The sequence below is a fragment of the Oribacterium parvum ACB1 genome, from assembly GCF_000238055.2.
Classification (GTDB): Bacteria; Bacillota; Clostridia; order Lachnospirales; family Lachnospiraceae; genus Oribacterium; species Oribacterium parvum.
Window position 1 is genome coordinate 2,126,740 of sequence record NZ_KE148312.1, and the last position, 25,327, is coordinate 2,152,066.

Consider the following 25,327-nt stretch of genomic DNA (forward strand, 5'->3'; position numbering starts at 1 on the left):
GGTTTTCTGAAATATTACCGTTCTAGGCAAAGGCCTCCAGCATCTTCCTCTTTACCTCCTCTTTTTCCTTAATTTCTCCGAAGTAAAGTTCCCTTCCTAAAACTTTTTCTTCCGGATAGCCCGCTTTCAGATTTTCTTCCGGATAGCCTATTTCCAGATACTCTTCTATAAAGCCTGTTTTCAGATACTCTTCCAGAAAGCCTGTTTTCAGATTCTCTTCCGTAATAAGAATTTTTTTCTTTTTTCTAAAAAAAAGCTCCGGATAAAAATAATAGAGGACGGTCGTCATATCCCAGTTGTAAAAGCCTTTTATGCCGTACTCCCTGTCGTTATAGGCAAACCAATCACTCTCTTTCTTTAAAATATATTGGCCGATGCTTGAATTTTCAAGTCTCTCTTTGAAATCGGAATAAGAGGTCATAACCGCGAGGCAGGCATTTCCCGTAATGATATGAAGATTCTCTCCATTTTGGAGAACGAGAGTAGATGCCTTATAGTCTACAGAGAAATTGAGCTCCTTCATTTCCTTTTTTTCGAAAATGAGCGGTGCGGTAATTCCTCCCATAAAGTAGATTCCCTTAATCAGACAAAAGAATTCCGGATCCAAAACAAAAGCTCCCGCAATATTCGTTAGAGAGCCGGTCACAATCAAATCAATTTCATGCGGATAGGCTCTGGCAAGCTTTACAAGATTTCGGGAGCTTTCCGAGTCCCAGTCTTCCGGTTTTAATCCTCCAAGCCATAAGGGAATATCCTCTCTATTCCTTTCCCTAAGCATAGTCCTTGTATTTTCATAAACGACCTTGGTTCGGTTGTTTCCAAAGCTTGCACTGACGGCCAGAAGCTCGATGTCCTCTCTTCCGAGAAGATAGAGGAGGCACAGCCCGTCATCCATATCACAGCCCGGGATTCCCATGGTATTGTCACAGTCAAAAATGATTTTTCGCTTATTTTCGTTTTGCCTTGCTCTATTTTGCATTTCCATTTTTTCTGTTTCTATATTTTGCGTTTCTATTTTTTCTATTTCCGTTTTTTCTGTTTCTATCTTTTCTATTTCTATCTTTTCTGTTTCCACCTTTAGTCCTCCAAAACCTCTTCTTTAGAAAATAGAATAACTCCCTTTTCCGCTTGCAGTACCATCCTATACGGAACTTGCTCTAAATCCTCAGGTCTGTCTGATAAATTGTGAAGAACAAGACCGTTTTCATTTTCCCAAAAAACTCTCCAGCTGTCTCCAATACACTGGGAGCTTATCGGATAAAAAAGAGAGGCGCTGCTATAAGCTTGCACTTTTTCCCTTGAATCGATTGCTTCTTCCGGAAAATGCATCTCTTCCGCATCTGATTTTTGCAGAGCATCTGATTTTTGCAGAGCTCCCGACGCTTTCTGAAACTTGAGTTGTCTCTCCCTTAGGAAAAGATAGTACTCCCCGTCCGGCTTGTCCGCTACAACAAGAGACTGCGCTGTGCACGAGTGATCGTCGTTAGGAATAGGAAAAAAAGGCATCTTAAATTCTCCCCTTTCCACCCTTCCTAAAATAAAGTTGGCTTCCCCCATAAATTTTGCCGCATAGACGGTTTTCGGGGCATAGAAAAGCTCTTCTCCTCTTCCGCATTGCAGAACTTCTCCCTCTTTCATTAAAGCAATTCGGTCGGAAAGGCGCAGGGCTTCCTCATGGTCATGTGTGACAAGCAAAACGGAAAGACCTCTCTTCTCCCGCAAATGAAGGAGAAGCTCTCCCATTTCCTTTCGAAGATTCGGGTCCAAAGACGAAAACGGCTCGTCCAGAAGGAGCAGTTCCGCATTCTGGGCAAGTGCTCTCGCAATGGCCACCCTCTGCTTCTGTCCTCCGGAAAGACTTTCTATCGTCCTCCTCGAAAAACCCTCGAGGCTTACAAGAGATAGAAGCTCTTCCACTATTTTCCGTTCTTCCGTCTTGTTCTTTTTTTGAAAATGCAGAGGAAAGGCAATGTTTTCTCCAACCGTAAGGTGCGGAAATAAACGAAGGTCCTGGAAAACCACCGTACAATCTCTTTTTTCGGGAGGAAGCTCAGTCAGATCTCTTCCGTTCAGAAAAACTCTCCCCGAAGAACTCGGAATGAGCCCCAGTACAGCTTTAATCAAGGTACTCTTCCCACAACCGCTGACACCGAGAAGACTGAAAATTTCGCCTTTTTGTATTTCTAAGGAACAGTTCTTTACAATAGAACTCCCTTCCAAATATACATTCAGATTTTCTATTTTCAACATACTTTTTCCCTCCTTTTTAAGCCCCGTATCAGCATTTCCATAAGAAGAAAGAGTAGGAAGCTGCTCAGTAAAAAGAGCAGTCCGTAAACGCTCGCGAGATTCCTTTCTCCACTTTGGATAAAGGGCACCATAATAAGACTTAAAGTCTTCAGCTTCCCTCCGCCAAGAAGCACCGTTAAGATGTACTGGCTCATGGAAAGAATAAAGGACATCATAAATGCAGGAATAAGGTAGGGGAAAAGCAAGGGAATTGTCACCTTAAACAGCAAATAGAAGCCGCTCGCCCCGAATACTCTTCCCTGCTCCTCCAAGCGTTTGATGTTATTTCGCATTCCCTCCGTAAGATAACTTGTTGCATACGGCAGGCTGTACAGCACGTGCGATAGAAAGACCGAAAGGTAGGCATTTTTAAAGGGAAGGCGTAGAAAAAGAATCTGTGCTCCCATGGCAAAAACCGAAGACGGAATCATAAAAGGAAGGAATATACAAAAAGAAAGCAAGCTACTCTCTTTGTGTTCACTTTGCCATTTTGCGGTGCAATAGGCAGCCATTATAGTGCATAAAGACACCATGACGGAAAAAAAGATACTGAATAGGCAATTTAAAAAAAGAGCCTTTCTTTGAAAGAGAATACTTCGAATCGCTCTCAAAGAGTAGTTTCCGGGGAGTATCCCCGGCCATGTGTAGCGCTCGGAAAAGCTCAGTAAAATAAGGACTAAAAAAGGAAAAACAATCGAAAACAGAAACAATATGCGTATCAGCTGATACGCCAGATTTTTCTTTACAAGCATAGTTATCCTTTCTTCTTCGGTAAAAAGCGGAAATAAAAGAAGGAAAGCAGGAGCGAAAAAAGGAGCATGATTCCGTTATAGCTTAGTGCAGTAGGGCGATTCATAAATCCTCTTTGCAGTTCCTGATAGGCCAGGACGCTAAGGGCCCTCTCCGTTGTATTTCCAAGAAGATAGGGAAGATCAAAGCTTCCGAAGGAAAAGGAGAAAATAATAAAAAAAGCCGCAAGATATTGCCGAATCGATAAAGGCAGCGTTATAAAAAAGAAGCTGTATAAGGGACTCGCTCCCATTGTTCTCGCGGCTTCTCCCAACTTTCCGTCCACCGAATAGGCGAGCGGTAAAGCGAAAAAAAGCATAAAGGGTAATTCCTTCCAGATGTAACCAAGGATCACACCAACTCCAAAACGGTCATAGACGAACTCCGGAAAAGCACTTTGATCGGAAATAAGTTTTAACGCATAAAAAATCCTTGCCATAAATCCGTTTTGCGAAAGGAAAAAGAGTAGAAAAAGCGCTACCAAGCTATGCGGCATAATAATTGCAAGCTGTAATATCGACTTTAACCTGTTCCAATTTTCCGAAAAATGTAAAATCAGAAAAGAACAAAGAATCGCAAGAAGGAGCGTAAAAAGGGAGGATAAAAAGGAAATCCGTAATGTATAGAAAATAGAGGGGAGCGTATCCCCTCTAGTAAAAATCTCCTTATAATGCGCAATACTCCCATGTCCCTCTACAGTAAAACTTTCCCAAAGACCCCAAAACAAAGCCAGTAGAAAAAGCAGTGTAAAGAAAATCTGAGGCAAGAGATACAGAAAGGAGAAATTCTTTTTCATCTTACTGTCCTACTACTTCTTCCTGCCAGATTTCCTCGATAATCGGAACGAGACCTGCGGGCATTTCCGGAAGACGCTTGTTTAAAAGCTCGCTCTGCGGAAGAACACCCTCTCCGAGATCCACCTTGGAAAACTCCTCCTGCATCTCTTTCGAAAGTTTGACATTGTCGAGTACCGGAATGGTCTTTAAAGTCTCATAGCGGTTTAACTGTACTTCGGGTGCCATCATTGCATTGATTGCCACTTCAGCAGCAGCTCTGTGCTTTGCATTCTTGGAGATAGCAATGTAGTTCGTGTTTCCGATTGTTCCCTTGTCGAAAAGGAAAGTCTTCGTATCAGGGGAGAAGCTTCCGTCCTTGATGCCGTTTGCTACAATATATGCGGAATAGCTCATACCCATAATGAGTTCTCCGTCGGAGTACATGTTCATCATCGTCGGTGCGGACTCCGGATAAGTCTTTCCTTCTTTCCAAAGATAGGGAGCAAGCTCCTTTAAGTACTCCATAGCAGGCTTAACAAGCTCTCTTACCGCTTCCTTATCTTCCTTAACGGTCTGGAACTGCTCTACTCCCACAATATCATAGATTACATTGCGGACGAAGGCGGAACCGGTAAAGTCGGGAAGTGCCGGATACGTAATCTTTCCGGGGTTGGCCTTTGCAAACTCCAAAAGCTCTGCAGTATTCTTCGGAAACTCTCCAACCTTGCTATCACCGTATAAAACAAGTTGCGCCTTACCGTATGGCGCTTCATAGCCCTCTATCGGATAAGAGAAGTCTGCCTTGGTTTCCGGATCATCCTGATTGATATACTCCTTAAAGTTCGGCAAATCCGCTGTAAACGGACCATAGAGATAATCGTTTTCCTTAGCTGTCTTAAAGTTCTCTCCGTTAATCCAGATCATGTCAATATCGGATTCTGTACTGCCGGCCTTCTTCTCTGCGGAAAGCTGGGTCAAAATATCTTCAATCCCCATGGGAACACGATTCAGGGTGATATCATAATTCTTCTTCAAATACTCTGCATAAAAGCCGTCCAACCACTGGTTTAAACGGTCATCTCCGCCCCATCCGTAAAAGTTTACGGTCTGTCCCTTTGCTTCCTCTACAAGCTTGTCAAAGGTTTCTGAACCGGTTTCCTCTTTTTTCTCTTCCGCCTTACTCTCTTCAACCGCCTTAGTTTCCTCTGCCTTAGCCGTAGTAGCGGAGGTTTCCGCTTTCTTTCCGCCGCAAGCGGATAAAGCGAGCACTCCTGCCATAGCCATTGCTGTAAGGCGAGAAATCATTCGTACATTCTTTTTCATACTCTTTCTACTCCTTATTTTCTAGTTATCCTATATTTTGATTCTGTTTTTCCTTACTCTTCTGTCTTTCCGTATAAACCTGTTTACCGAGGCCGATAAGAAATGCCAAGGCAAAGAGAATTAAAAGTCCTGTTACAAGGAGCTTTGCTCCTCCTGTCAAAAATCCTCCTACATAGGAATAAACCAAGGTTGCCGGAAGCTGCCCAAGACCTGTTGCCACCCAGAATCCCAAGAAGGATACGGAGCTTAAACCTGCGGCATAACTTACGATATCAAAGGAAATAAATGGAAGCAATCTTGCAATTAAGATACTTTGCTTACCGTGTCTCTCGAAAAATTCATCTATGCTCTTTAAAGCACCCTTAGAGGTCAGCTTCTCTACCGGTTCTCTTCCCAAAGTTCTTGCAATAAAGAAGCATAGTGCGGCACCGGCCATAGCACTGCTCCAGGAAAGTAAAGCACCCTTCCAAAAACCGAACAGCGCAGCATTGGCAAAGGTGATCAAAAAGGCGGGAAGCGGTGCTACAACAGACTGTAAGACCATGAGTAAAAAGGAAATGGCTGCAGCATAGGGCCCGTAAGACGCTACAAAGTCCTTAACTTTTTGAAAGTCTCCCGTGGCAAAAACACGGAAGACTTCCTTCAAGAACATTCTAAACGGTGCGTATAAAAAGTACAGAGCCACAACTGCAATCACTCCAAGGAACAGAAAAATTCTGTCTCTTAGGAAAGATTTTTTAGTCATTACTTATCTCCCTTGGAAAAATCATACTCCACTTCCTTGGTGCCGTCTAAGCAATTCCATACATTGGTATAGCCCTTGCTTGCAATATACTCTGCAGCTACCGCGGAACGGTTTCCGGAATAGCAATGGGTAATGATTAAGGTGTTTTTGTCATCCGGAAGAATAGCATCGATGGTTGCCGGATCCTCGGAATTGACATTGACAGCAGTAGCAAAATGTCCTGCTTCAAAGTCCTTTGCCTCTCTTGCATCCACTACAAGGGCGTCTTTCGCCTTCTCCATAAGCTCCTTTGCACGGATATTGCCGAAGGTCTTTAAATCATAGGAAAACTTCTTTACCCCTTCTCCGTTAAACACCTTGGTAAAACCGTTAGAAACCAGAATATCGGCAGCCTCTCCTGACATCTTCCCCGAATTGCAATACAGAATGACATTCTTATCTTTCCAATCTTCAATCTCGGAAAGATGGTCTTTAATAGTATCCAGCGGCATATTAATAGCAAAATTGATATGTCCCTTAGCGTATTCCTCTGCACTACGAACATCGATAATCAGATAGTTCTCTTTTTCCTTCTTATCTTCTACGATCTTCTTAATGGCATCGCCCTTTATTTCTTTTACTTCCGCTTTGGCGCTGTCCGTTTTCTCATCCTTTTTCTCTTCCGCCTTCTCACTTCCCTCGGAAGCTGCGGAAGTCTCCTGCTTGGTCTCCGTCTTTGTGCTGCCACCGTTTCCACAGGCAGTAAGAGAAAGTCCCATAGCAAGGAATGCTGCTAATGCCAAACTTTTCTTTTTCATACTATCCTCCTTATTGTGTCTAAATTGCATACAACAGTTCCGTATTTTATCATACATTTTAGAAAATAAGAACAATTATTTCTTTTATTACAGATTATGATTTATAATAATTATCTTTATTTATCTATAAAACTTATAACTATCAATTCCGATAACTTTTTATTTGAGACTCCCGAAACAATTCTTCCACGGAAGATAAAAACGGATCCGTGAGATAAGCCTTGATTTTCCGAAAGGTATCTTCATTTTGAATATCTCGCCCCTTTTGGTATTCGGCGTAGGCATAGGCACACCAGGAAAGGCCTCTTATACAATTAAAGAGGATAAAGAGCTCGGTCTGTTCTTCTATGCCGGAAAAGCTCCTTCTTCCTGCCAAGGCTTCCTTGTAAGCATGAAAGAACAGAGCTTTGTCCTTTTCATGGAGAATACAATCCGTCTTCCAAAAACTGGTAGTCGGTGCCAGGAAATGTCCAAGGTCCTGCGCAAAATGAGCATAGAGCGGTTTTTCCCAGTCGATAAGATAACTGCTGATAACCGCCTCAGGCTTTTCCTCTAACTTTTTTTCTTCATTCCGGATAAGAAAGTTCCCTGAGTTTAATTCGGTATTGATAATGCAAAAATCTTTGGAAAAAAGTGTTTTGGCATATTTTCGCTCAAGATCCACTCCCTTCTTCCAGAGAGTATGAGTTCGATTGTAGATTTCCTCCTCCATAAAGGGGCTTAGCTCATAGCATCTTAATAAAGAGGCGGATTCCGAGAGCATCGCATACAGAGGATTTTCAGGAGAAAGAAGTCGAAGCTCTCCCCGGTCCTTTTCCCTCGCGTACTCGGTACTATGGATATCCGCAAGGATTTGCCCTGCAACGGAAAGATCCGTTTCATAGCGAAGCGCCCTTCCCTCCAAAAAATCCATAAGAAGAATGCCCTTATCGCCCTTTTCCTCTACATAATAGACCTTGGGAACTCTCCCGCTTTTTTCGAGAAGAGAAAGAGCATGCGCTTCATAGGAAATCTGCTTTTTGAGATGCATTTGCGAGCCGTGATTGACTCGTAAAACATATTTTTTTCCGCTTTCCGGATGGCTAAAGACAAAGTTCTCGTTGTACTCGCCCCTTGCCAAAAACTCGTACTCCTCTATAACCTCCATAGGAAGGTGCAAAGCCTCTCTATAGGCTCTCTCCGAAATTCTCTCCAATAAGTCCGGCTCTTTAGCGAATGTCTCTATATTCTTTTGCAAGTGCATTGATATCCTCTCCCTTTCTGTATCTTGCCCGAAGGCGATTCATTTTCCACATAATAAGTAGCTTATGGAAAAAGCTTCCGCTAAATCGCCTTTCGCTGGTAATCAGTCTCTTCTTGCAAAGTCCCATGGGAATCCCCCGGCTTTTTAAGTTTAGTGAAAACTGATAATCCTCCATTAAGGGAATATCCGGAAAGCCGCCCATTTGAAAGAAAAGTTCTCTTCCTAGGAAAATCCCTTGGTCACCGAACATCACCTTCCTGTCATAAACTCTGTGATTACTGATAAAACTGCAAATCATCATAAGAGGCGTAGACGGGCTGAAACGAATGCCGAAGCAGGCCACCGGTGTTTTTCGTAGAGCTTCTCGGATTTCTTCCAAAAAGCCCTTCGGTAAAATAGAGTCGCAGTGCAGGAAGAATAAAATATCCCCGCTTGCCACTTTTGCTACGGTATTCATCTGCTTGGCTCTTCCTTTCGGACAAGGCACGACCCTGTACTCTCCGGAAAAATGATTTTCCCCGCCGTCAGCAAAGAGAATCTCTGCCTGCTTCTTATATGGACGAAGTTGCTCTTCCATGTTAGAAAGCGTATCTCCCTCCTTATAGCAGGGAATGATAATGGAAATCTTCGCCTGTCTTAGAATTTCTCTCCCGATAAAGGAGTCCTGCAGAGCTTTGTTATAAGGAATGAGCTGTCTGTAGGCTGCGATGTCCTCCCTGTCATCAATGTCCCGCCTTTTCTTTAAGAGAAGAAGCGGAAAGCGGGTAGCATAGAGAGCCGTTTTCGTGTATTCGAAAATATCGGCTTCCTGTTCCTGCTTCTCTCTTTTCGCACATTCCGGCTTCATTAAACGATTCTGCTCCGGATTCACTTTGCAATCATCCCTTTTCTTTCCAAGTGAAAAGATCTTATCAAGCTCGGAAGATTTCACCCTGCTCTGCAAGCCGATTCCGTAATATCCTCCGTCAAGGCTCTCTCCGAGTACATTTTTCCCGGATCGCCCTGCAGAAAAGACTTTACAAAAGCTATCTTCGGAAAGAAACGGAATATCCGCTCCGACAAGATAAGAAAAGCTGTAGCCCTCTTGAAAAGTATAGAGAAAGGCATTTTTCATTTTTAGGAAAATATTTTCTCCCTCCTGTGACACAAACTCGGCATCGGGAAAGAGATTTCTAAGCATTTTCATTTCTGCAATGTCTTTTTTTATGTCTTCTTTACTTCCCTCTTTCCTTTCTTCTTTACTTTCTTCTTTTCTTCCCTCTTGTTCTTTAGTACTTTCTTTTTTCCCCGGGTCAAATGCGCCCTCTACTACTTCATTAGCAGTAGCAGAGGAAAAAAAGAGAAAGAGCTTGACCTCCTTCTCTCTTCGATGGAAGTTCCGATAGAGCTTCGCAAAATCTTGGAGCAAAGCAAGGTGTATATCCCTTGCTCCTTTCTTTCCAAGATACGGAATCAATCTGGTCTTCGTCTTCCCGGCAATCGGAAGCCTCGTAAAGAGTATGAGAGCCTGCTTCGATGTTCGGGTCTTAGCAAAAAGCATTTTCGGAGCGTGCAATATCTTATTCTTAACAGGTGACGCAGGCAAGGCCTTAGACATCTTGTTTACTTTCGTCAGCATTTTCTTTGCTCCTTTCGACTTCTCTTCTCCATCTACAGTCTCCGCTCTTTTTTCTTTTGGCTTTATTCCTTTAATAAAACTTGTGCTTAAGCCGATTCCAAAAGGAGTGACTGTAATCCGCTTTTTCTCCGGTTTCCAAAATGAGGGGCAGAAAATGCTCGCTCTCGCCGAATCTTGCAAACTGCCCGATACAGGTTGCGCAGTAGCTGATGAGCTTCTTCTCCTTCGACCGACTTTCCGCCATTTCCTTGGAAAGCATAGGTTCCTGAATGAAGGCACAGCCTCCCATACCGCAGCACTGCAGATTTTTCTTTTCGGAAAGCTCTCCCGAAAGAAAGGGAGAAAGCTTCGGAAGCCAACGTTTATCCTCTCTGTCGGGACAGGGGAAGAAGCACTCGTACTCTTCCGTAGAAAGCTTTTTTCCAATATTTAATGCAGAAAGCTTCTCATAAATGGTGGTGATTTTAACATTCAGCTTATCCCCAAAGTGATAAAAACAGTTTGGGCAAACAAGGATAATTTCTTCAATTCCGCGCCTTTTAAAATCCTGATTTAGCCGTGTGAAGATGGCTTCCGCTTCCTTCGTAAGACCCAGCTCTTCAATCGGCTTCCCGCAGCAATCGTAGTAGGGTTCAATTCCTTCCTTCTGTAGCAGTGCAACCAGCTTGTCTAAGGTTTTCGGATAATAGGCAGGAAAATTACAGCCGGGAAAAAGAACGGTCTTACAGCCCTTCGCCTTTCTGTGATTTTGAAATAGATAGTTCTTTTTTTCCAAAAGGATACCGCTATAGCCCCTTTTTTTTAAGCCGTACTTTCCCTCGCTCACCTCTTCCTTTCTGTAGTCGAGAATAAGGCCTCTTCCGTCAATCCCCTTCGGGCAAACCCGGGTACATTCTCCGCAAAGATAGCAGTGATAGGCAAGTGCTTTCAGCTTCTCGCTGTCTCCTATACAAATATCGTATTTTGTTAAAAACTTGCACTTCCTCTTACAAGCGTTGCAATGGATGCATTCTTCCACCCTTTTATGAATTTCCTTCTTCATTTTTCTCTTACCATGATCCTCATTTTTCCTCTTACCCCGTTTCTACTTTGGTAAGCGGATAGCTTATCTTTTACTTAATTTGCACTATATTTTATGATTATTACTATTTATTTTATATCCTATATACTATTTTCTTTTATATCATTTACACCGCTTTCCTTTACGCTATCTTTTTCTACTGCATTTTTCTTTTTAAAGAGAAAAGACGCCAGAAGAAGCAATACTAAAATCCCAAGCGAAATTCCGAAGTAAAGTATGGGATTCTTTTTCTCCGTAAGACCGGCAAAGGCTACGGTATACATTGCCGTCCCCGGAATCATAAAAAGGAAGCTCGATAAAAAATAAAGAGAAAAGGGGATATCCGTGATACCGTAAGCATAGTTTTGCAGGTTAAAGGGAAAAACCGGTATGGTTCTCGTCAAAAAGAGGAGAAGTAAGAGATTCCGCTTCTCACCAGAAAAGAAATATTTCTTTATGTAAGGATTCTTCTCCAGTTTAGGCTTAATAGCATCATGGAGAAAGTATCTCCCCATAAGAAAAGAGATTCCTGCGGAAATGCTGGCGGAAAGAGCGCAGAGTATCGTTCCCCAAAAAGCATGAAAGACTGTCCCGGCGATAAGTGCATAAGTAATTCCGGGTAGAGCCAAAAAAGCTCCCGCAAGAGCACAAAGCACAAGATAAAGAAAAGCGGAAAAAATGAAATTTTCCTCCGCTTTGTCCTGCAAGAAACGAAGGACATTTCCCTGAAAAATCTCTTTTACCGGAAGAAAAAATAAGGCGAGTAAAAAGAGAAGAAGGAAAAAAAGAAAAATCCAAAGCTTTTTATTTTTCATGCCATGTCCCCTTCCTTAAATATGTCGAGAGGAATAGCACGGAAAAGATCTGCATAAGGACGTGCACAATAAGGCTTGCCGTATATTCTCTTCCGGGAGATCCCACAAGAGAAAAAAAGTAAAGAAAAGAATACAGGATAAGCACTGTACTGTAAGAAACGGGAAAAAGTGGAAAAGCCTCTTTTTCTCCCCTCTCTCTTAGTATCTTTCCTCCGAAACAGGTGAAAAGTCTCTTTATTATAAGAAAAAGCACTAAAGTAAGAAGCAGTAAAATCACTAAAACACCCCACTGTAAAAGGGAAAAGAATCCCAGCTCCTTTCCGCTCCATTTCTCCCGAAAGTAGACCATATAACGCGCCATACCCATTTTTCGCATTGTAAAATAGCGAAGAATGTAAAGGGCAAGAAGCATGAGTATTGTTCCTAAAAAGAATATCTTTTGTATTATTAACAGTATTATTTTTCTCATTTTCATCCCTATAAAATAGCACAGAAAGTCTAAAACCGCCTCTACTTTCTGTGCTATCCCGCAATACGCTTAATCTAATCTATAGTTTTATCTACTGTATTACTTTATCTAATATATTGCTTTACCCAATACATCTCTTTATGAATACTGCAGTTTATAAAGCTTCATCAATTTATTTCTTTGCCGCCTTATCCGTAGGAAGATCCTTAACCTGCACTTCCTTATAATCGGAAGAGCCCGGCTCGCCAAGCTGAACCTTGTTCTCCGGATCCATCTGCCACTGGAACCAGCCGCCGTCATAGAGGTAAGCATTCTTAAAGCCATTCTCATGGGCAATCAGGAAGGGAACGGAAGCTCTCCAACCTGTTCCACAGTAGAAAGCAATATCGTTTTTCTCAAGAGAGAGTCCGCTTTCCCCAAGATACTCTTCAAGCTTTGCAAGGTCAACTACCGTACCGTCCGCATTGTTGTAGGATCCGTCATCGGTATCATGTCCCCAAACAGCGCCTAAAGGCTCACCTGCTCTATCAATGTAGGAATAGCCGGAGGTTTTTCCTAAGAACTCATCCTTGGAACGGATGCTGACAAGTTTAAACTTTGCATCGTCCTTTATCTTCTCTTTTACTTCATCTATGCTGAGAACATACTCGGGATGAGCGGGAATCTTTACACCGAAATCTTCTTTCGTTGCTGCCGGCTCATTGACCTGTTTCTCTGTCTCAAATCCTTCCTTCACCCATGCGTCAATACCGCCGCTTAAATTCTTAACATCTTCTACACCGGCCCAGAGAAGAACGGTTGCCAGTCTGTCATCAGCCGTATTTTCCGGCGTATTTCCATAGGTCACAACAATGGTATCCTTCGTGATACCATAGTTCTTTAAGAGTTTTTCAATTTCTTCCGGACTACGGAAGTTCCATGTCTTTTCTTCCTCGATATCGTCCGTATTGACGTGAAAGGCTCCGGGAATATGTGCCTTATTGTAATCTTCATCCGCGTCCACAGGCCCCCATGCAGCTTCCAAGACCTTTACGTCTTTCCCGGAATCCAGTAAAGCTTTTACATAATCGGCAGAAACATAGACAGTCTCCTCCTTTACGGAAGAAAGCTCCGCAGCTTCTTTCTCTCCTGCCTTTTCCGTTTCCCCTGCCTTCTCCGTTTCCGTAGCTTTCTCACTTGCCGCTTCTGTAGACATTTCACTGCTTACAGCACTTGTCTCCGCTTTTTTTGCATTTCCACAGGCAGAAAGGGCTGCCGTAAGAAATACTGCAGACAGAATGATTTTTCCATAGTTCTTTTTCATAAATCTCCCTCTTTTCCGATACTATACAGTTTTTTTTAAAAAGAAAACTATTTTTCATCAACTTTGCCATTATAGGAAGATTATTTAACTTTAGCAAGAAAATTGATTATTATATTATTTTATAGCACAGAGTGTTTATTGTATTTCCGAATAAGTATATCATGCTTTTTTATAACACTCGGTATAAAAAAAGTATCGCAGCTAATCCCGCGATACTTCTTCTTAATCACAAATGTCAAACGACAGTTTTCTTATAACTTAGCCTTTGCACTATCGCACAATGCCTTGAATCCTTCCGGATCTGCAATTGCCACTTCGGAAAGCATCTTTCTGTTCATCTCGATGCCTGCACTCTTTAAGCCGAACATAAGCTTGGAGTAAGAAAGACCGTTTAATCTTGCAGCTGCATTGATTCTGGCAATCCATAGCTGTCTGAACTGTCTCTTTCTTTCCTTACGACCCTTATAAGCCTCTGTAAGAGCACGCATAACACTCTGCTTTGCAATTCTATACTGCTTGGATCTTGCGCCTCTATATCCCTTAGCTAATTTTAATACACGATTGTGCTTTTTCTTTGCGTTTAAGCCACCTTTAATTCTCATTTCATCCTCCTATTCTTACTCACACATTACAGATAAGGAAGAATCTTCTTCATTACCTTTTCATTGGTATGGTCAACTACGATGTCTTTTCTCAAGTTTCTCTTTCTCTTGGTAGACTTCTTGGTAAGGATGTGAGACTTAAATGCCTTATTTCTTACTAACTTTCCTGTACCGGTTAACTTAAAGCGCTTCTTTGCAGCTCTCTTTGTTTTCAGCTTTAACTTTGCCATATTTGCCTCCTGTGAATTTACTTTTTAGGGCTTAAAACCACTGCCATATTTCTTCCTTCCACCTTTGCAGCCTTATCGACAATTGCAATGTCGGAAAGCTTCTCTCCAAAATCATCCAGGATATACTTGGACTGGTTCATTCTGGACATCTCTCTTCCACGGAAACGCAAAGCAATCTTGACTTTATTGCCCTTTTCCAAGAACTTTCTTGCTGCTGAAAGCTTCGTATTCAAATCATTGGTATCAATGTTCGGTGTCATACGAATTTCTTTCAATTCAGTGGTGTGCTGGTTCTTTTTGGCCTCTTTTTCCTTACGCAAGAGTTCATAACGATACTTACCGTAGTCCGCTATACGCACTACAGGGGGTGTTGCCGTTGCTGCAATCTTAATGAGATCCAAATCCGCCTCTCTCGCCAGCTGCTGTGCATCCCGTACGGGCATAACACCGAGCTGTTCTCCTTCGGCACCGATAACTCTAACCTCTTTGTCCCTTATCTGCTCGTTAATTTCCAGTTCCGTATTCTTTTTAGCTGCCATAAGCTCCTCTCTGCACATGAATTTTGCTACATTTAAACGAAATGCCGTAATAGCAAGACGTTATAGAGATATGCTCTTTCGAGCAAAATCCACATAAAAATATGGTGGATTGAAAGCCAATCCACCATTGAAAATATACAGAGTAAATAATCAATTTAAACCCGGGTCAGCTTGACTGCCGAGGTGAGGTGGATACCTACTTTCCTGTCATAAGACTGTAACAGTCTAACAAGAAAAGAACTGCTTGTCAATGCTTTATTTTAGCGCTAATCAAACTTTCCGCTATACTTGTCAATCTTCCCCTCCGCGGCATCCTGAAAGATTTCATCCATGGTGCGCCATGCCAAAACCGCACACTTTACACGGGCGGGCATGTGAGAAATATCCTCCAAAATTCCCGCCTCTTCGAGTTCTTCTTTCTCTTCTTCCGTAATCTTTCCGCGAATCATACGAAGAAAAATTTCGGAAAGACGGAGAGCCTCGTCCTTCTTCTTTCCGGTAATCAGGTCGCACATGATGTCACTGCTCGCCTGAGAAATGGCACATCCGTCTCCATCAAAGCTCGCTTCCACAATATTTTCATCCTGATCAAGCTTCAGATACAGGACAATATCATCTCCACAACTTGGATTTACTCCTTCCAGAGAAAAATCCGCGTTCTCCATCTTGTACTTATGAAGAGGACGGATATTGTGCTCCGTCAATATTTCGTTGTAATAGGTATTATTCGCCATATCCCATCGCTCCTCTGATTGTTTTTAAAGCGGCCAAAAAGGCATCTACATCCTCTTTGGTATTGTATAAGCCGAGGCTTACCCTACTGGTACTAGGCGTCCCCATAAACTTCATAAGAGGCTGCGCACAGTGGTGTCCTGCTCGAATACAGACTTTATGAGAGTCCATAATTTCCGCAATATCATGAGGATGTACCCCGTCAATCGTAAAGGTCATGATTCCGTGGTGATTTTTTCCCTTCTCGGACCCCAAGATATGCACATGGGGAATTTCCTTCATCCCTGCCATAAGATATTCGGAAAGCTCTTTTTCTCTCTCTTCGATAAAAGAAAATCCAAGCTTCTCTATATACTGAATAGCCGCTTCCAAACCGACAGCTCCGCCAACATTTACGGTACCGGCTTCGAATTTATGGGGAAGCTCAGCCCAAGTGGCATCTTCCTTCGTAACATACTCAATCATCTCTCCGCCAAAGAGGAAGGGAGGCATTTTTTCCAGTAATTCCTTCTTTCCATAAACCGCACCGATTCCCATCGGACCGTAAACTTTATGGCCGGAAAAGGCTAAAAAGTCCACATCCATGGCCTGTACGTCCACCTTTCTGTGCGGCACGGACTGCGCACCGTCACAGACAAAAATAGCATTGTTTTCATGAGTCAGCTTTACAAAAGTCTCGATATCCTGTCGATTTCCCAGAACATTGGAAACTTCCGCCATGGCTACAATTTTCACCTTATCATTCAGTGCCTTTTTAAAGCTTTCCAAAGAAATGAGTCCTTCTTCATTCGGCTCCAGGAAGGTGAGCTTAGCGCCCTTTTCTTTTGCAATCTGCTGCCAAGGAATCAGGTTACTGTGATGCTCCATGATGGTAATCAGGATCTCATCTCCCTCTTTCAAAAAGGCTCTTCCGTAGCTTTGCGCAACGAGGTTTAAGCCCTCCGTCGCATTTCGTACAAAGATAATTTCCTCCGCGCTTTTGGCATTTAGAAAGTTCTGCACGGATACTCTCGCTTTCTCATAGGCTTCCGTCGCCTTAAGGGAGAGCTCATAGAGTCCGCGAAGCGGATTGGCGTTTTCCGTCTCATAATAATTTTTCATAGCTTCCAGCACTGTATAGGGTTTCTGTGTGGTGGCAGCATTGTCCAGATAGAAAAAGTCAGCGCTTTTAAAAATGGGAAAATCCGCTTTTATCCTTGCAATCTCTTTTTCTCTCTCTTCCATTAGTCCTCCTCACTCCTCTTTTCCCGAAGCTCCGCTTCTATATATTCTTCTACCTTTTTATCCATAATACCGTGGATTGCGCTTTCCATTCGAGCCTCCGCTATCAGCTCATAAGCCGCCTCCAAAGAAAGTCCGCGGCTTTCCATATAGAAAAGACTCTCTTCATCAAGTCTTCCGATACTTGCCCCGTGATTTCCTTCCACATCATCCTCATCACAAAGAATAACGGGAATCGTCTGATTCACTACGGAGTCGTCCATAAGAAGCACATTTTCCTGCTCCGTACCGGAAGCTCCCTTTGCGCCATGTTTTAAATCAATGGTGCCGCGGAATATTTTCACCGCATCTTCCCGCAGTACACCGTCAGCTACGATATTGGAAATCGTCTTTTTCCCCCTGTGATTCACTACAAGATTAAAATCCGCTTTTTCTTTTTGAGAGAGCACATAGTCAAGATGCAAGTCTGCCTCGGACTTATCTCCGTTTAAATCAATCTGGTAGGAAATATGATGGCTCTTTCCGGAGAGAAGAAGGGAAGTCAGTTTCAGCTTCGCCTTTTCTTCCAAAACAAAGGAAAAATCCTGTAAATGTGCAAAGTCCTTCGCATTCTTTACAGCAATAACGAGGTCCAGCTTGGCATTTTTCTTTAAAAGGAATTTTTCCTGCAAAAAAGCCATATTCTTGGACTCTTTCAAGGATTCAATCGCTAAAAAGAGCTTGAGTCTTGCCCCCTCTTCCACCGTAAAACAGTAAGCGGAGTGCTCCACCGCATTTTCCCCGTTTCGAAAATGCATGCGAATATATTCAGGGCTCTCCTCTCCTTCTTTTAGTACAAAGGACTGCACAGGAAGTCTTTCCTCACGGAAATAATCGTCCAGTGCCGTACTCATGCTGCCGGAAAAGTCATTCTCTTCCGTAAGCCTCTTTGGAAGCTTTCCTTCTACGGAAGGCTGATACGTTGTAAGTTCTCCCGGTATTTCGAGCTTTGCCTCGTTCATTTTCAACCAGCGAAAGGTAGGCACAGGCATTTTATTGATTATAAATTGATTCTCTTTCATCCTATCCTCCTTCCTAGCCGATGGCTCCAACCATTTCCAAACGAATCAAATTGTTCATTTCCACCGCATACTCTAAGGGAAGCTCCTTGGAAACCGAATCCGCAAAACCGCTTACGATAAGAGACTTTGCTTCTTCTTCCGAGATTCCTCTACTCATCAGGTAGAAAACCGCATCATCGGAAATTCTTCCGATCTTCGCCTCGTGTCCCACATCGGCCTTGTTGGTACGTACATCAATAGCCGGTACGGTATCGGAACGGGACTCGTCATCGAGCATCAAGGACTGACAGGAAACGGCAGACTTCGCATTCTTTGCCTGATTCTGAATCACTACAGCAGAGCGATAAGTGGAAATGCCGCCGCCCTTCGAAATCGAACGGGTATTGATAAAGGAGCTGGTGTCCTTCCCGATATGCACCATCTTTGCTCCGGTATCAAGATTCTGTCCCTTTCCGGCGAAAGTCACTCCTGTGAACTGGGAACGCGCATTGTCTCCCTTTAAAATGGTCATCGGGTAAAGATAGGAAACATGGGAACCGAAAGAGCCGGAAACCCATTCCATAATCCCGTTCTCCTCTACCTTTGCCCTCTTTGTATTTAGGTTATACATATTCTTGGACCAGTTCTCAATGGTGGAGTAGCGAAGCTTCGCATTTTTCCCGACAAAGAGCTCCACACAGCCTGCATGGAGGTTCGCCACATTGTACTTCGGTGCAGAGCAGCCCTCAATAAAATGAAGCTGTGCACCCTCATCCACAATAATCAGGGTATGCTCAAACTGCCCCGCTCCCTTCGCATTTAAGCGGAAATAGGACTGCAGGGGGATTTCCACATTGACCCCCTTCGGAACATAGACGAAGGATCCGCCTGACCAAACCGCTCCGTGAAGTGCGGCAAACTTGTGGTCTGTCGGTGGCACCAGTTTCATGAAGTGCTCTTCAATCATTTTTCCATAGGGACCATGCAATGCAGACTCAATATCAGTATAAATAACGCCCTGTCTTGCCACCTCTTCCTGGAGATTATGATAAACGAGCTCCGAGTCATACTGCGCTCCTACTCCGGCAAGGCTCTTTCTTTCTGCCTCAGGAATCCCGAGCTTCTCAAAGGTATTCTTAATATCTTCCGGCACCTCTTCCCAGCTCTGAGACATTTCCGTATTCGGTTTTACATAGGTCACGATATTGTCTACATTGAGACCTGAAATATCCGGCCCCCAGTTCGGCATTTCAGACTTATGGTAAATTTCTAAGGATTTTAAACGAAAATCCCGCATCCACTTGGGATCCTTTTTCTTCTCGGAAATCTCGAGAACGATATCCTCGGTCAATCCCTCTTTTATCTTATAGAACTCTCCTTCTTTTTCCTCATAGCGGAAATCATAGAGGGAGCGATCGATGTCTTCAACTATTGCTCTGTCTTTTGCCATACTTTAACCCTCTAAGAAGGACTCAAAGCCCTCATCATTAATCTTATTGACCAGACTGCCGTCTCCGGTAGCCTTGATTTTCCCGTTTACAATGACATGTGTCTTATCCACGCTAAGTGCCTCCAGGATTCTTGTGGAGTGGGTAATGATAAGAAGCGCGCCATCCATATTTTTCTGATATGCCTTTACGCCTTCGGACACCGTACGAACTGCGTCCACATCCAGTCCGGAGTCGGTTTCATCCAGAATGGCGAGCTCCGGCTTTAGCATAAGGAGTTGTAAAATCTCAGCTTTCTTCTTCTCTCCGCCGGAGAAACCTACATTTAAGTCTCTTTCCGCATAACTGTGATCCATACCCAAGATATCCATGGAAGCCTTCAGCTCCTTACGGAAGTCCCATAGACGGATTCTCTTTCCGAATCTTTGCTCCATAGCGGAACGGATAAAGTTTCCAAGGCTTACTCCCGGTACTTCAAGCGGATTTTGGAAGGAAAGGAAAATGCCTCTCTTCGCCCTCTTATCCACCGCCTCGGCAGTGATATTCTCACCGTTAAATACGATTTCTCCTCCGGTAATGATGTAGCGGGGATTTCCCATAATGGCATTTCCGAGGGTGGACTTTCCTGCCCCGTTCGGTCCCATTAAAACATGGGTCTCTCCTTTATTTATAGTCAAATTAACCGCATCGAGAATGGCCTTCTCTTCTACGGAAACAGATAAATTTTTGATGTCCAGCAAATCTGCCATAATTCCTCCATCTACTAATGCCGCCTTACGTTTAAGCGATATGTATTATTCCATAATTTATTTAGCAGTAAGTTGAGTACAAAATACAATAACATCTCTTCCTCCCTTACATTCCCCGCATTATAAAGCAGTAGCTTTGCTGTGACAATAGTATTCCTAGTAATTTTATAGGATTATAAGAAAAAAAACATGGAGTCGAAAAAAAATACACTTTTCCACACTGTATGGCTCAGAATCGGGGCACGCTCTCGCTAACCTCGCCACGTAGGGGATACTAAGCGAAAAACTGCATTTCATTTGTTTTTCGCAAGTACCCACGGGCTCAGATTGCCCCTCTTCAGAGCCATACAGTATGATAATCTACAGATATATTTTTCGACTCCAAGCTTTTTATGACACAGTCTTCAGAGAAATCAAATGCACTCCTGTATTTAAAAAGTTTTCTACAAGGATGTCTCCTATTCGGATGGGTTTTGGGATGCGGAAGTTTTTACAGAACGCTTCCGCTTCAGCGAATTTTTCCTTAGGAATCAGGCCTTCGGTACGGACGGGAAGGAGCTCCTTTTCTCCGATTATTTTGATTTCTCCTAAAAATTTCTTTTCCTTTGCGAGGGCCTCTTCTATGGCTGCTTCCTTTCCTCTATGGCAGGAATTCCCGTAAACGGCATAAACCTCATGATCATCATGCTCTACACTGATAAAACAATTTCTTCTGCACACTGTGCAGGTGGTATTGGTTACTTGCATTTTTCCTCGTTTCTATTTGCTCTTTTATTTCTCTATTTTTCTCTTTCCTACTCCGGCTTATTATAATCGCTTAAGCTTTTCTTTAATGCCTTTTTCCATTCGGAGAGTTTCATTTCTCTTTCCTCTCGAAGCATTTTCGGGAAGAATTCCATTTCCACATGGTGCCTTTCCTCAAGGCTCTCCATAGAAGGATAAAAACCGCAATAAAGACCGGCGAGATACGCCGCGCCTAATGCCGTAGTTTCAATGCAGACCGGTCGAATCACCGAAGCCTGCATAATATCCGCTTGAAATTGCATGAGAAAATTATTGCCGGAGGCTCCTCCATCTACGCGAAGACTTCTCAGTCTTTGTCCGGTATCCTGTTCCATGGCATTTAGTAAATCTCTGCTCTGAAAGGCAATCGATTCTAAAGCAGCACGAATAAGGTGATTTTTATTTACTCCCCGGGTAAGACCGGTAATGGATCCTCTTGCCTCCGGGTCCCAATACGGTGCTCCTAACCCTGTAAAAGCAGGTACGATATAGCAACCGTGCGTATCCTTTACCTTAGTCGCAAAATATTCCGAATCTTTAGAATCATCCAGAAGATGCAATTCATCCCTTAACCACTGGATCACGGCTCCCGCAACATAGACAGAACCCTCCAGCGCATAGAAGACTTTATCGTTAATGCCAAAAGCAATCGTACTAAGCAGTCCGTGATGAGAAGGGACGCAGTCTTCCCCCGTATTCATGAGCATAAAACAGCCCGTGCCGTATGTATTTTTCACATCGCCTTTTTGAAAACAGCATTGTCCGAAAAGTGCCGCCTGTTGGTCTCCTGCCACTCCGCAGATTGGAATTTTTCTTCCGAAATATTCCTCGTCCGTCTCTCCGAAAAAGGAAGAAGAAGGGCGAACCTCAGGAAGCATGGCCTTGGGAATTCGGAAAAGCGCGCAAAGCTCCGTATCCCATTCGAGGCTATGGATATTAAATAAAAGCGTTCTGCTCGCATTACTATAGTCGGTAACGAAGCATCTTCCTTTGGTTAAATTATAAATCAGCCAGGTATCCACAGTTCCGAAGCAAAGCTCTCCACTTTCCGCTCTTTCCCTTGCTCCCTCCACATGGTCTAAAATCCAGGAAAGCTTGGTTGCGGAAAAATAGGGATCAAAGACCAATCCCGTCTTCTCTTTAATAAGCTCTATGGTAGAGGGATCTTCCTTTGTCATCTTCTCTATCATTTCCGTGGTTCTTCTGCACTGCCAAACAATGGCCGGATATATCGGGAGACCTGTTGCCCGATCCCAAACCAGAGTCGTTTCTCTTTGGTTCGTGATGCCGATAGCCTTAATTTTAGAAGGGCTGACTCCCGACTTCTCTATCGCTTCTCTTGCCGCAGCAAGCTCTGCCTGCCAGATTTCATTTCCATGATGTTCTACATAGCCCGCCTTCGGATAGTACTGTGGGAATTCCTTTTGAGCGGAAGAAACGGGTCTTCCCTCTTCGTTAAAAAGTATCGCTCTTGTGCTTGTTGTTCCCGCATCGAGTGCCAGTATCATAATCTTTTCCTCTTTTTTTAATCCACTTTTTTATAATAATCCGCGATTTTGTAAATCTTGAAAGGCTTTCACTAAGATGCTGTTATCTTTGTGACTTAGCGCTCCGATGTGCCCGACACGGAAGATTTTCTCTTTCATATCTCCACCATTCGGACAAATCCAAATCCCGTATTCCTCCTTAAGACGGAGAACTATTTCATAAGCATTTCCCACAATCGGATGCAGGGGAGTTACCGCATTGGCAGGACTTTCAGACACAAATTCAAAGGGCAAATTCTTTACTTTCTCTCGAAAATCCTCAGCCTGCAAGGCTACTCTTTCCACTTCTTTCTCTACACCGCCCAGTCTCTCAATTTCCTTAAGTCTCGCATGAATTTGTAAAAGAATCCCGACTGCCGGAGTGAAGGGCGTCTGCCCTCTCTCCTGATTTTTCAACATGTCCTGTAAATTAAAATACATGCTTTTTGTTTTTAGATCGTTCACTCTCTCTACCGCTTTTTCCGATAAGACGATAATGGAAATGCCCGGAGGACAGGCTAAAACCTTCTGAGATCCCGTTATCATAATATCCGCTTTTACTTTATCCATGTCAAAAGGATCCGCCAGAAAAGAAGATACACAATCACAGACAAAAAACAAATGATTTTTCTCGCAAAATGCCCCAAGCATTTCGGTATCATATAGTACTCCTGTCGAGGTTTCATCCACATTGACAAGAAGTCCCGTAAAGCCCTGCCCGTCATACTCGTAGAGTTTTTCTTTGCTGAGCTTTTTTCCATGCTCGAGTTCAATCTGAACATAGGGAATTTCATGGATTTCACAAAGACGTACAAAGCGCTCTCCAAAACTTCCTCCGTTAATCACTAAAAGCTTGTCTTCCTTTGTGAAGCAGTTCATCACCACGGCTTCCATGGAGCCCGTGCTGGAACAAGTCATAAAGACAGCTCGAGCATTCCGCCCTGCCTTACTGTACTTTAAGATATATTTTTCATTTTCCAGCATGATTTCGGAGAACTCCGAAGTTCTGAAATAGGGTACCTGCTCTGCTCCGACTGAAAGTATTTCCTCCGATGCCATCACCGGACCAACCGTAAAATTAATCATTGCTTCTCCTTTAAAAAAATTTTCCTTTAAACCGGTTTCTAGACGGAAAACTCCGGTATAAAGCTTTCCTTCGCGCTTTCCCCCTCTTGGATAAACGCATTCTCCATTCCTAAAGAAAGGGCGTAATCTACAAGCTTTTGATATTCCTTTCCGAAGACCTTCCTATCTATCTCCGGAAAACGAGCTAAATCACCAAAAGGAGTATACTGCGAAAGAAGACTGTATAGTATATGATTTCCATATCGACCGAAACTGTATTTTAATATTTGTTTTCCCTGATATACCTGCCCCGGAAGGAGAAGATGGCGAAGAATGACTCCTTTTTTTAAGATTTCCCCTTCAAACAGGAACTCCGGGCATTGTCGAACGGCTTCTTCCAAGGCTTCTTTTGCAATCTCCGGATAATTTTTCGCCCTTGAATAACGCGCAGAAATTTCCTCTTCCCAGTACTTAAAGTCCATAAGGTAAATGTCTATTAAGCCTTCAAACTCCTGTAAAACCCGAGCTCTTTGGTATCCCGAAGAATTCCAGACAAAGGGAAGGCTAAAGCCTCTCTCCCGGGCAAGCTGCATGGCGTCTCTAACACTTCTACTATAGTGCTCCGCCGTTACAAAATTGATGTTATAACAGCCCTCGTTTTCTAAGCGATAAAATAGTTCTACTAACTCTTCTACACTTATTTCCTTCCCGGATTCTTTTCGGGAAAGCTTCTGATTCTGACAATATACACAGGAAAGTCCGCAGGAGGAAAAGAAAATGGTTCCGCTTCCCTTCGTCCCGCTAAGGCAGGGCTCTTCCCAGAAATGGGCTGCTGCACGACCGATATGCATGCTTGTTCCGGCCTTACAAAAGCCCCTCTGCCCCTCTTCTCTATTTACTTTGCATTCCCTCCCGCAAAGCACACAGGAGCGGTAAGAGAGATTTTCTTCTATATCCATTTGCATTAATCGTTTCCCTAGTTCTAAATTACTGCTTCTACATTACACTTTCCACTATCCAAACCAGATATCTCAGGCTCCGACTTCGTCTTTTGTTAAAAGCAAATATTGCTCGCTTTGCAATCCGTACTCATTATACAGTAAAAGTTCAGTCTACAGAATTTGACAATCCTGATTTTCTCTACAAGCTATGTCAAAGTCGTCGTTCTTGTGTATTTTATCGAAAACTGTTAAAATCCCCTTGTTATATTGATTTTATATGAAGGAGAAATAAAATGGCAAATCCTATTGTACGAATTACCATGGATAGTAGCAAGACTATTCGATTAGAATTATACCCCGAAATCGCGCCAATTACGGTGGAAAATTTCCTTGACTTAGTAAACAAAGGTTTTTATAACGGCTTAACTTTCCATCGCATTATTCCGGGTTTCATGATTCAGGGCGGAGATCCCTCCGGAAACGGAACAGGCGGTCCGGGATACAGCATTAAAGGTGAGTTTAAATCGAACGGTGTAAATAACACAATGAAACATGAGCGAGGCGTAATCTCCATGGCGAGAGCCTTTGATCCGAACTCTGCAGGTTCGCAGTTCTTTATCATGCATAAGGATGCACCGCACTTAGACGGAGAATATGCCGCTTTCGGTAAGGTAATTGAAGGACTGGAAGCCGTGGATGAGATTGCTTCCGTAGAAACAGGATTCCAAGATGCACCGGTTAAAAAAGTAGTGATGGAAAAGGTGGAAGTGGAATCATAAAAAACCGTTTCAGCTTTTTGTAAGCCCGTTTTGTCCTATAAGCAAAAATCAGCAATGAAATAGGAAATATACAAAAAGCCCCCTCGAAAGAGGGGGCTAAAGTATTGCTGTAAGCCGGGTTATGTTGAAAATGGTCATCTATCTAGGACTTACGTCACCATAAGTCTCAAGCGGTCTACCCGAGAGCAGACGAGCAGCCTTATGCTCTCTGTTGACCTTGCTTCGGATGGGGTTTACATTGCATTTCCTGTTACCAGGAAACCGGTGATCTCTTACATCGCCTTTTCACCCTTACCGTATAAACGGCGGTTATTTTCTGTTGCACTTTCCTGTGAGTCGCCTCAACCTGACGTTATCAGGCATCCTGCTCTATGAAGCCCGGACTTTCCTCTCCCGGTTTCCCGGCAGCGACCATTCACAATACTTTAGGCTCCTAGTGTACTTC

General features: G+C 43.2%; 26 protein-coding genes and 1 other RNA gene. 1 reads left to right on the forward strand and 26 read right to left on the reverse strand.

What is annotated here, in order from left to right; all coding sequences use genetic code 11:
• Positions 1 to 22 precede the first annotated feature (22 nt).
• The 25 genes from HMPREF9625_RS09395 to HMPREF9625_RS09515 form a co-directional block, all read right to left on the reverse strand.
• Positions 23 to 1,075: a nucleoside hydrolase gene (locus HMPREF9625_RS09395; RefSeq protein ID WP_009534460.1), complete on the reverse strand. Its 1,053-nt coding sequence runs from the start codon at positions 1,073 to 1,075 to the stop codon at positions 23 to 25.
• A gap of 2 nt (positions 1,076 to 1,077) precedes the next feature.
• Entirely contained in the window at positions 1,078 to 2,250 is a 1,173-nt protein-coding gene (locus tag HMPREF9625_RS09400) for an ABC transporter ATP-binding protein (protein WP_009534461.1), read from the reverse strand.
• The gene (locus HMPREF9625_RS09405) at positions 2,244 to 3,041 is read right to left on the reverse strand and encodes an ABC transporter permease (protein ID WP_009534462.1); all 798 of its coding nucleotides are present in this window, start codon (positions 3,039 to 3,041) and stop codon (positions 2,244 to 2,246) included. Before HMPREF9625_RS09405 ends, HMPREF9625_RS09400 begins: the two co-directional genes overlap by 7 nt.
• 2 nt (positions 3,042 to 3,043) lie before the next feature.
• The gene (locus tag HMPREF9625_RS09410) at positions 3,044 to 3,874 is read right to left on the reverse strand and encodes an ABC transporter permease subunit (RefSeq protein ID WP_009534463.1); all 831 of its coding nucleotides are present in this window, start codon (positions 3,872 to 3,874) and stop codon (positions 3,044 to 3,046) included.
• A gap of 1 nt (position 3,875) precedes the next feature.
• Complete coding sequence (locus HMPREF9625_RS09415) at positions 3,876 to 5,177, reverse strand: ABC transporter substrate-binding protein (RefSeq protein ID WP_009534464.1); 1,302 nt, start codon at positions 5,175 to 5,177, stop codon at positions 3,876 to 3,878.
• Positions 5,178 to 5,202: 25 nt separating this feature from the next.
• Complete coding sequence (locus tag HMPREF9625_RS09420) at positions 5,203 to 5,922, reverse strand: TVP38/TMEM64 family protein (RefSeq protein WP_009534465.1); 720 nt, start codon at positions 5,920 to 5,922, stop codon at positions 5,203 to 5,205.
• Entirely contained in the window at positions 5,922 to 6,719 is a 798-nt protein-coding gene (locus tag HMPREF9625_RS09425; protein WP_009534466.1) for a rhodanese-like domain-containing protein, read from the reverse strand. The genes HMPREF9625_RS09420 and HMPREF9625_RS09425 overlap by 1 nt, the downstream gene beginning before the upstream one ends.
• Positions 6,720 to 6,861: 142 nt before the next feature.
• Positions 6,862 to 7,962, reverse strand: a complete 1,101-nt coding sequence (locus tag HMPREF9625_RS09430) for an aminoglycoside phosphotransferase family protein (RefSeq protein ID WP_009534467.1) — start codon at positions 7,960 to 7,962, stop codon at positions 6,862 to 6,864.
• The gene (locus tag HMPREF9625_RS09435) at positions 7,928 to 9,580 is read right to left on the reverse strand and encodes a TIGR04283 family arsenosugar biosynthesis glycosyltransferase (protein WP_009534468.1); all 1,653 of its coding nucleotides are present in this window, start codon (positions 9,578 to 9,580) and stop codon (positions 7,928 to 7,930) included. The genes HMPREF9625_RS09430 and HMPREF9625_RS09435 overlap by 35 nt, the downstream gene beginning before the upstream one ends.
• A gap of 70 nt (positions 9,581 to 9,650) precedes the next feature.
• Entirely contained in the window at positions 9,651 to 10,622 is a 972-nt protein-coding gene (locus tag HMPREF9625_RS09440; protein WP_009534469.1) for a heterodisulfide reductase-related iron-sulfur binding cluster, read from the reverse strand.
• Positions 10,623 to 10,741: 119 nt separating this feature from the next.
• Positions 10,742 to 11,455 carry a TVP38/TMEM64 family protein gene (locus tag HMPREF9625_RS09445; protein ID WP_009534470.1) on the reverse strand — a complete coding sequence of 238 codons (714 nt, stop codon included), beginning with the start codon at positions 11,453 to 11,455 and terminating at the stop codon, positions 10,742 to 10,744.
• Positions 11,445 to 11,924: a hypothetical protein gene (locus HMPREF9625_RS09450; protein WP_051019833.1), complete on the reverse strand. Its 480-nt coding sequence runs from the start codon at positions 11,922 to 11,924 to the stop codon at positions 11,445 to 11,447. The genes HMPREF9625_RS09445 and HMPREF9625_RS09450 overlap by 11 nt, the downstream gene beginning before the upstream one ends.
• A 172-nt stretch (positions 11,925 to 12,096) precedes the next feature.
• Positions 12,097 to 13,227, reverse strand: a complete 1,131-nt coding sequence (locus tag HMPREF9625_RS09455) for a sulfurtransferase (protein WP_009534472.1) — start codon at positions 13,225 to 13,227, stop codon at positions 12,097 to 12,099.
• Positions 13,228 to 13,478: 251 nt separating this feature from the next.
• The gene (rplT, locus tag HMPREF9625_RS09460; protein WP_009534473.1) at positions 13,479 to 13,829 is read right to left on the reverse strand and encodes a 50S ribosomal protein L20; all 351 of its coding nucleotides are present in this window, start codon (positions 13,827 to 13,829) and stop codon (positions 13,479 to 13,481) included.
• Positions 13,830 to 13,855: 26 nt separating this feature from the next.
• Positions 13,856 to 14,059, reverse strand: coding sequence for a 50S ribosomal protein L35 (gene rpmI, locus HMPREF9625_RS09465; protein WP_009428972.1), 204 nt, complete (start codon positions 14,057 to 14,059; stop codon positions 13,856 to 13,858).
• Positions 14,060 to 14,076: 17 nt separating this feature from the next.
• Positions 14,077 to 14,598 (reverse strand): translation initiation factor IF-3, encoded by a 522-nt coding sequence (gene infC, locus HMPREF9625_RS09470; RefSeq protein ID WP_009534474.1) that lies wholly within the window; start codon positions 14,596 to 14,598, stop codon positions 14,077 to 14,079.
• Between the two features lie 266 nt (positions 14,599 to 14,864).
• Positions 14,865 to 15,332, reverse strand: coding sequence for a Fe-S cluster assembly sulfur transfer protein SufU (gene sufU, locus HMPREF9625_RS09475; protein WP_009534475.1), 468 nt, complete (start codon positions 15,330 to 15,332; stop codon positions 14,865 to 14,867).
• Complete coding sequence (locus HMPREF9625_RS09480) at positions 15,322 to 16,554, reverse strand: aminotransferase class V-fold PLP-dependent enzyme (protein ID WP_009534476.1); 1,233 nt, start codon at positions 16,552 to 16,554, stop codon at positions 15,322 to 15,324. Before HMPREF9625_RS09480 ends, sufU begins: the two co-directional genes overlap by 11 nt.
• Positions 16,554 to 17,612, reverse strand: coding sequence for a SufB/SufD family protein (locus HMPREF9625_RS09485; RefSeq protein WP_009534477.1), 1,059 nt, complete (start codon positions 17,610 to 17,612; stop codon positions 16,554 to 16,556). Before HMPREF9625_RS09485 ends, HMPREF9625_RS09480 begins: the two co-directional genes overlap by 1 nt.
• 13 nt (positions 17,613 to 17,625) lie before the next feature.
• The gene (gene sufB / locus HMPREF9625_RS09490) at positions 17,626 to 19,041 is read right to left on the reverse strand and encodes a Fe-S cluster assembly protein SufB (protein WP_009534478.1); all 1,416 of its coding nucleotides are present in this window, start codon (positions 19,039 to 19,041) and stop codon (positions 17,626 to 17,628) included.
• A gap of 3 nt (positions 19,042 to 19,044) precedes the next feature.
• Positions 19,045 to 19,788 carry a Fe-S cluster assembly ATPase SufC gene (sufC, locus tag HMPREF9625_RS09495; protein ID WP_009534479.1) on the reverse strand — a complete coding sequence of 248 codons (744 nt, stop codon included), beginning with the start codon at positions 19,786 to 19,788 and terminating at the stop codon, positions 19,045 to 19,047.
• 390 nt (positions 19,789 to 20,178) lie between these two features.
• Positions 20,179 to 20,535, reverse strand: a complete 357-nt coding sequence (locus HMPREF9625_RS09500; RefSeq protein WP_009534480.1) for a DUF1667 domain-containing protein — start codon at positions 20,533 to 20,535, stop codon at positions 20,179 to 20,181.
• A 47-nt stretch (positions 20,536 to 20,582) separates the two neighbouring features.
• Positions 20,583 to 22,079 (reverse strand): glycerol kinase GlpK, encoded by a 1,497-nt coding sequence (glpK, locus tag HMPREF9625_RS09505; protein ID WP_009534481.1) that lies wholly within the window; start codon positions 22,077 to 22,079, stop codon positions 20,583 to 20,585.
• Positions 22,080 to 22,109: 30 nt separating this feature from the next.
• Entirely contained in the window at positions 22,110 to 23,183 is a 1,074-nt protein-coding gene (locus HMPREF9625_RS09510) for a pyridoxal-phosphate-dependent aminotransferase family protein (RefSeq protein WP_009534482.1), read from the reverse strand.
• A 38-nt stretch (positions 23,184 to 23,221) separates the two neighbouring features.
• Entirely contained in the window at positions 23,222 to 24,127 is a 906-nt protein-coding gene (locus tag HMPREF9625_RS09515) for a radical SAM protein (protein ID WP_009534483.1), read from the reverse strand.
• Positions 24,128 to 24,396: 269 nt separating this feature from the next.
• On the opposite strand from HMPREF9625_RS09515, the gene HMPREF9625_RS09520 reads away from it, so the two are divergent.
• The gene (locus HMPREF9625_RS09520) at positions 24,397 to 24,882 is read left to right on the forward strand and encodes a peptidylprolyl isomerase (protein WP_009534484.1); all 486 of its coding nucleotides are present in this window, start codon (positions 24,397 to 24,399) and stop codon (positions 24,880 to 24,882) included.
• A 94-nt stretch (positions 24,883 to 24,976) separates the two neighbouring features.
• Here the strand turns inward: HMPREF9625_RS09520 and rnpB are convergent.
• Positions 24,977 to 25,309: RNase P RNA component class A (gene rnpB, locus HMPREF9625_RS11010), an RNA gene on the reverse strand.
• Positions 25,310 to 25,327 lie beyond the last annotated feature (18 nt).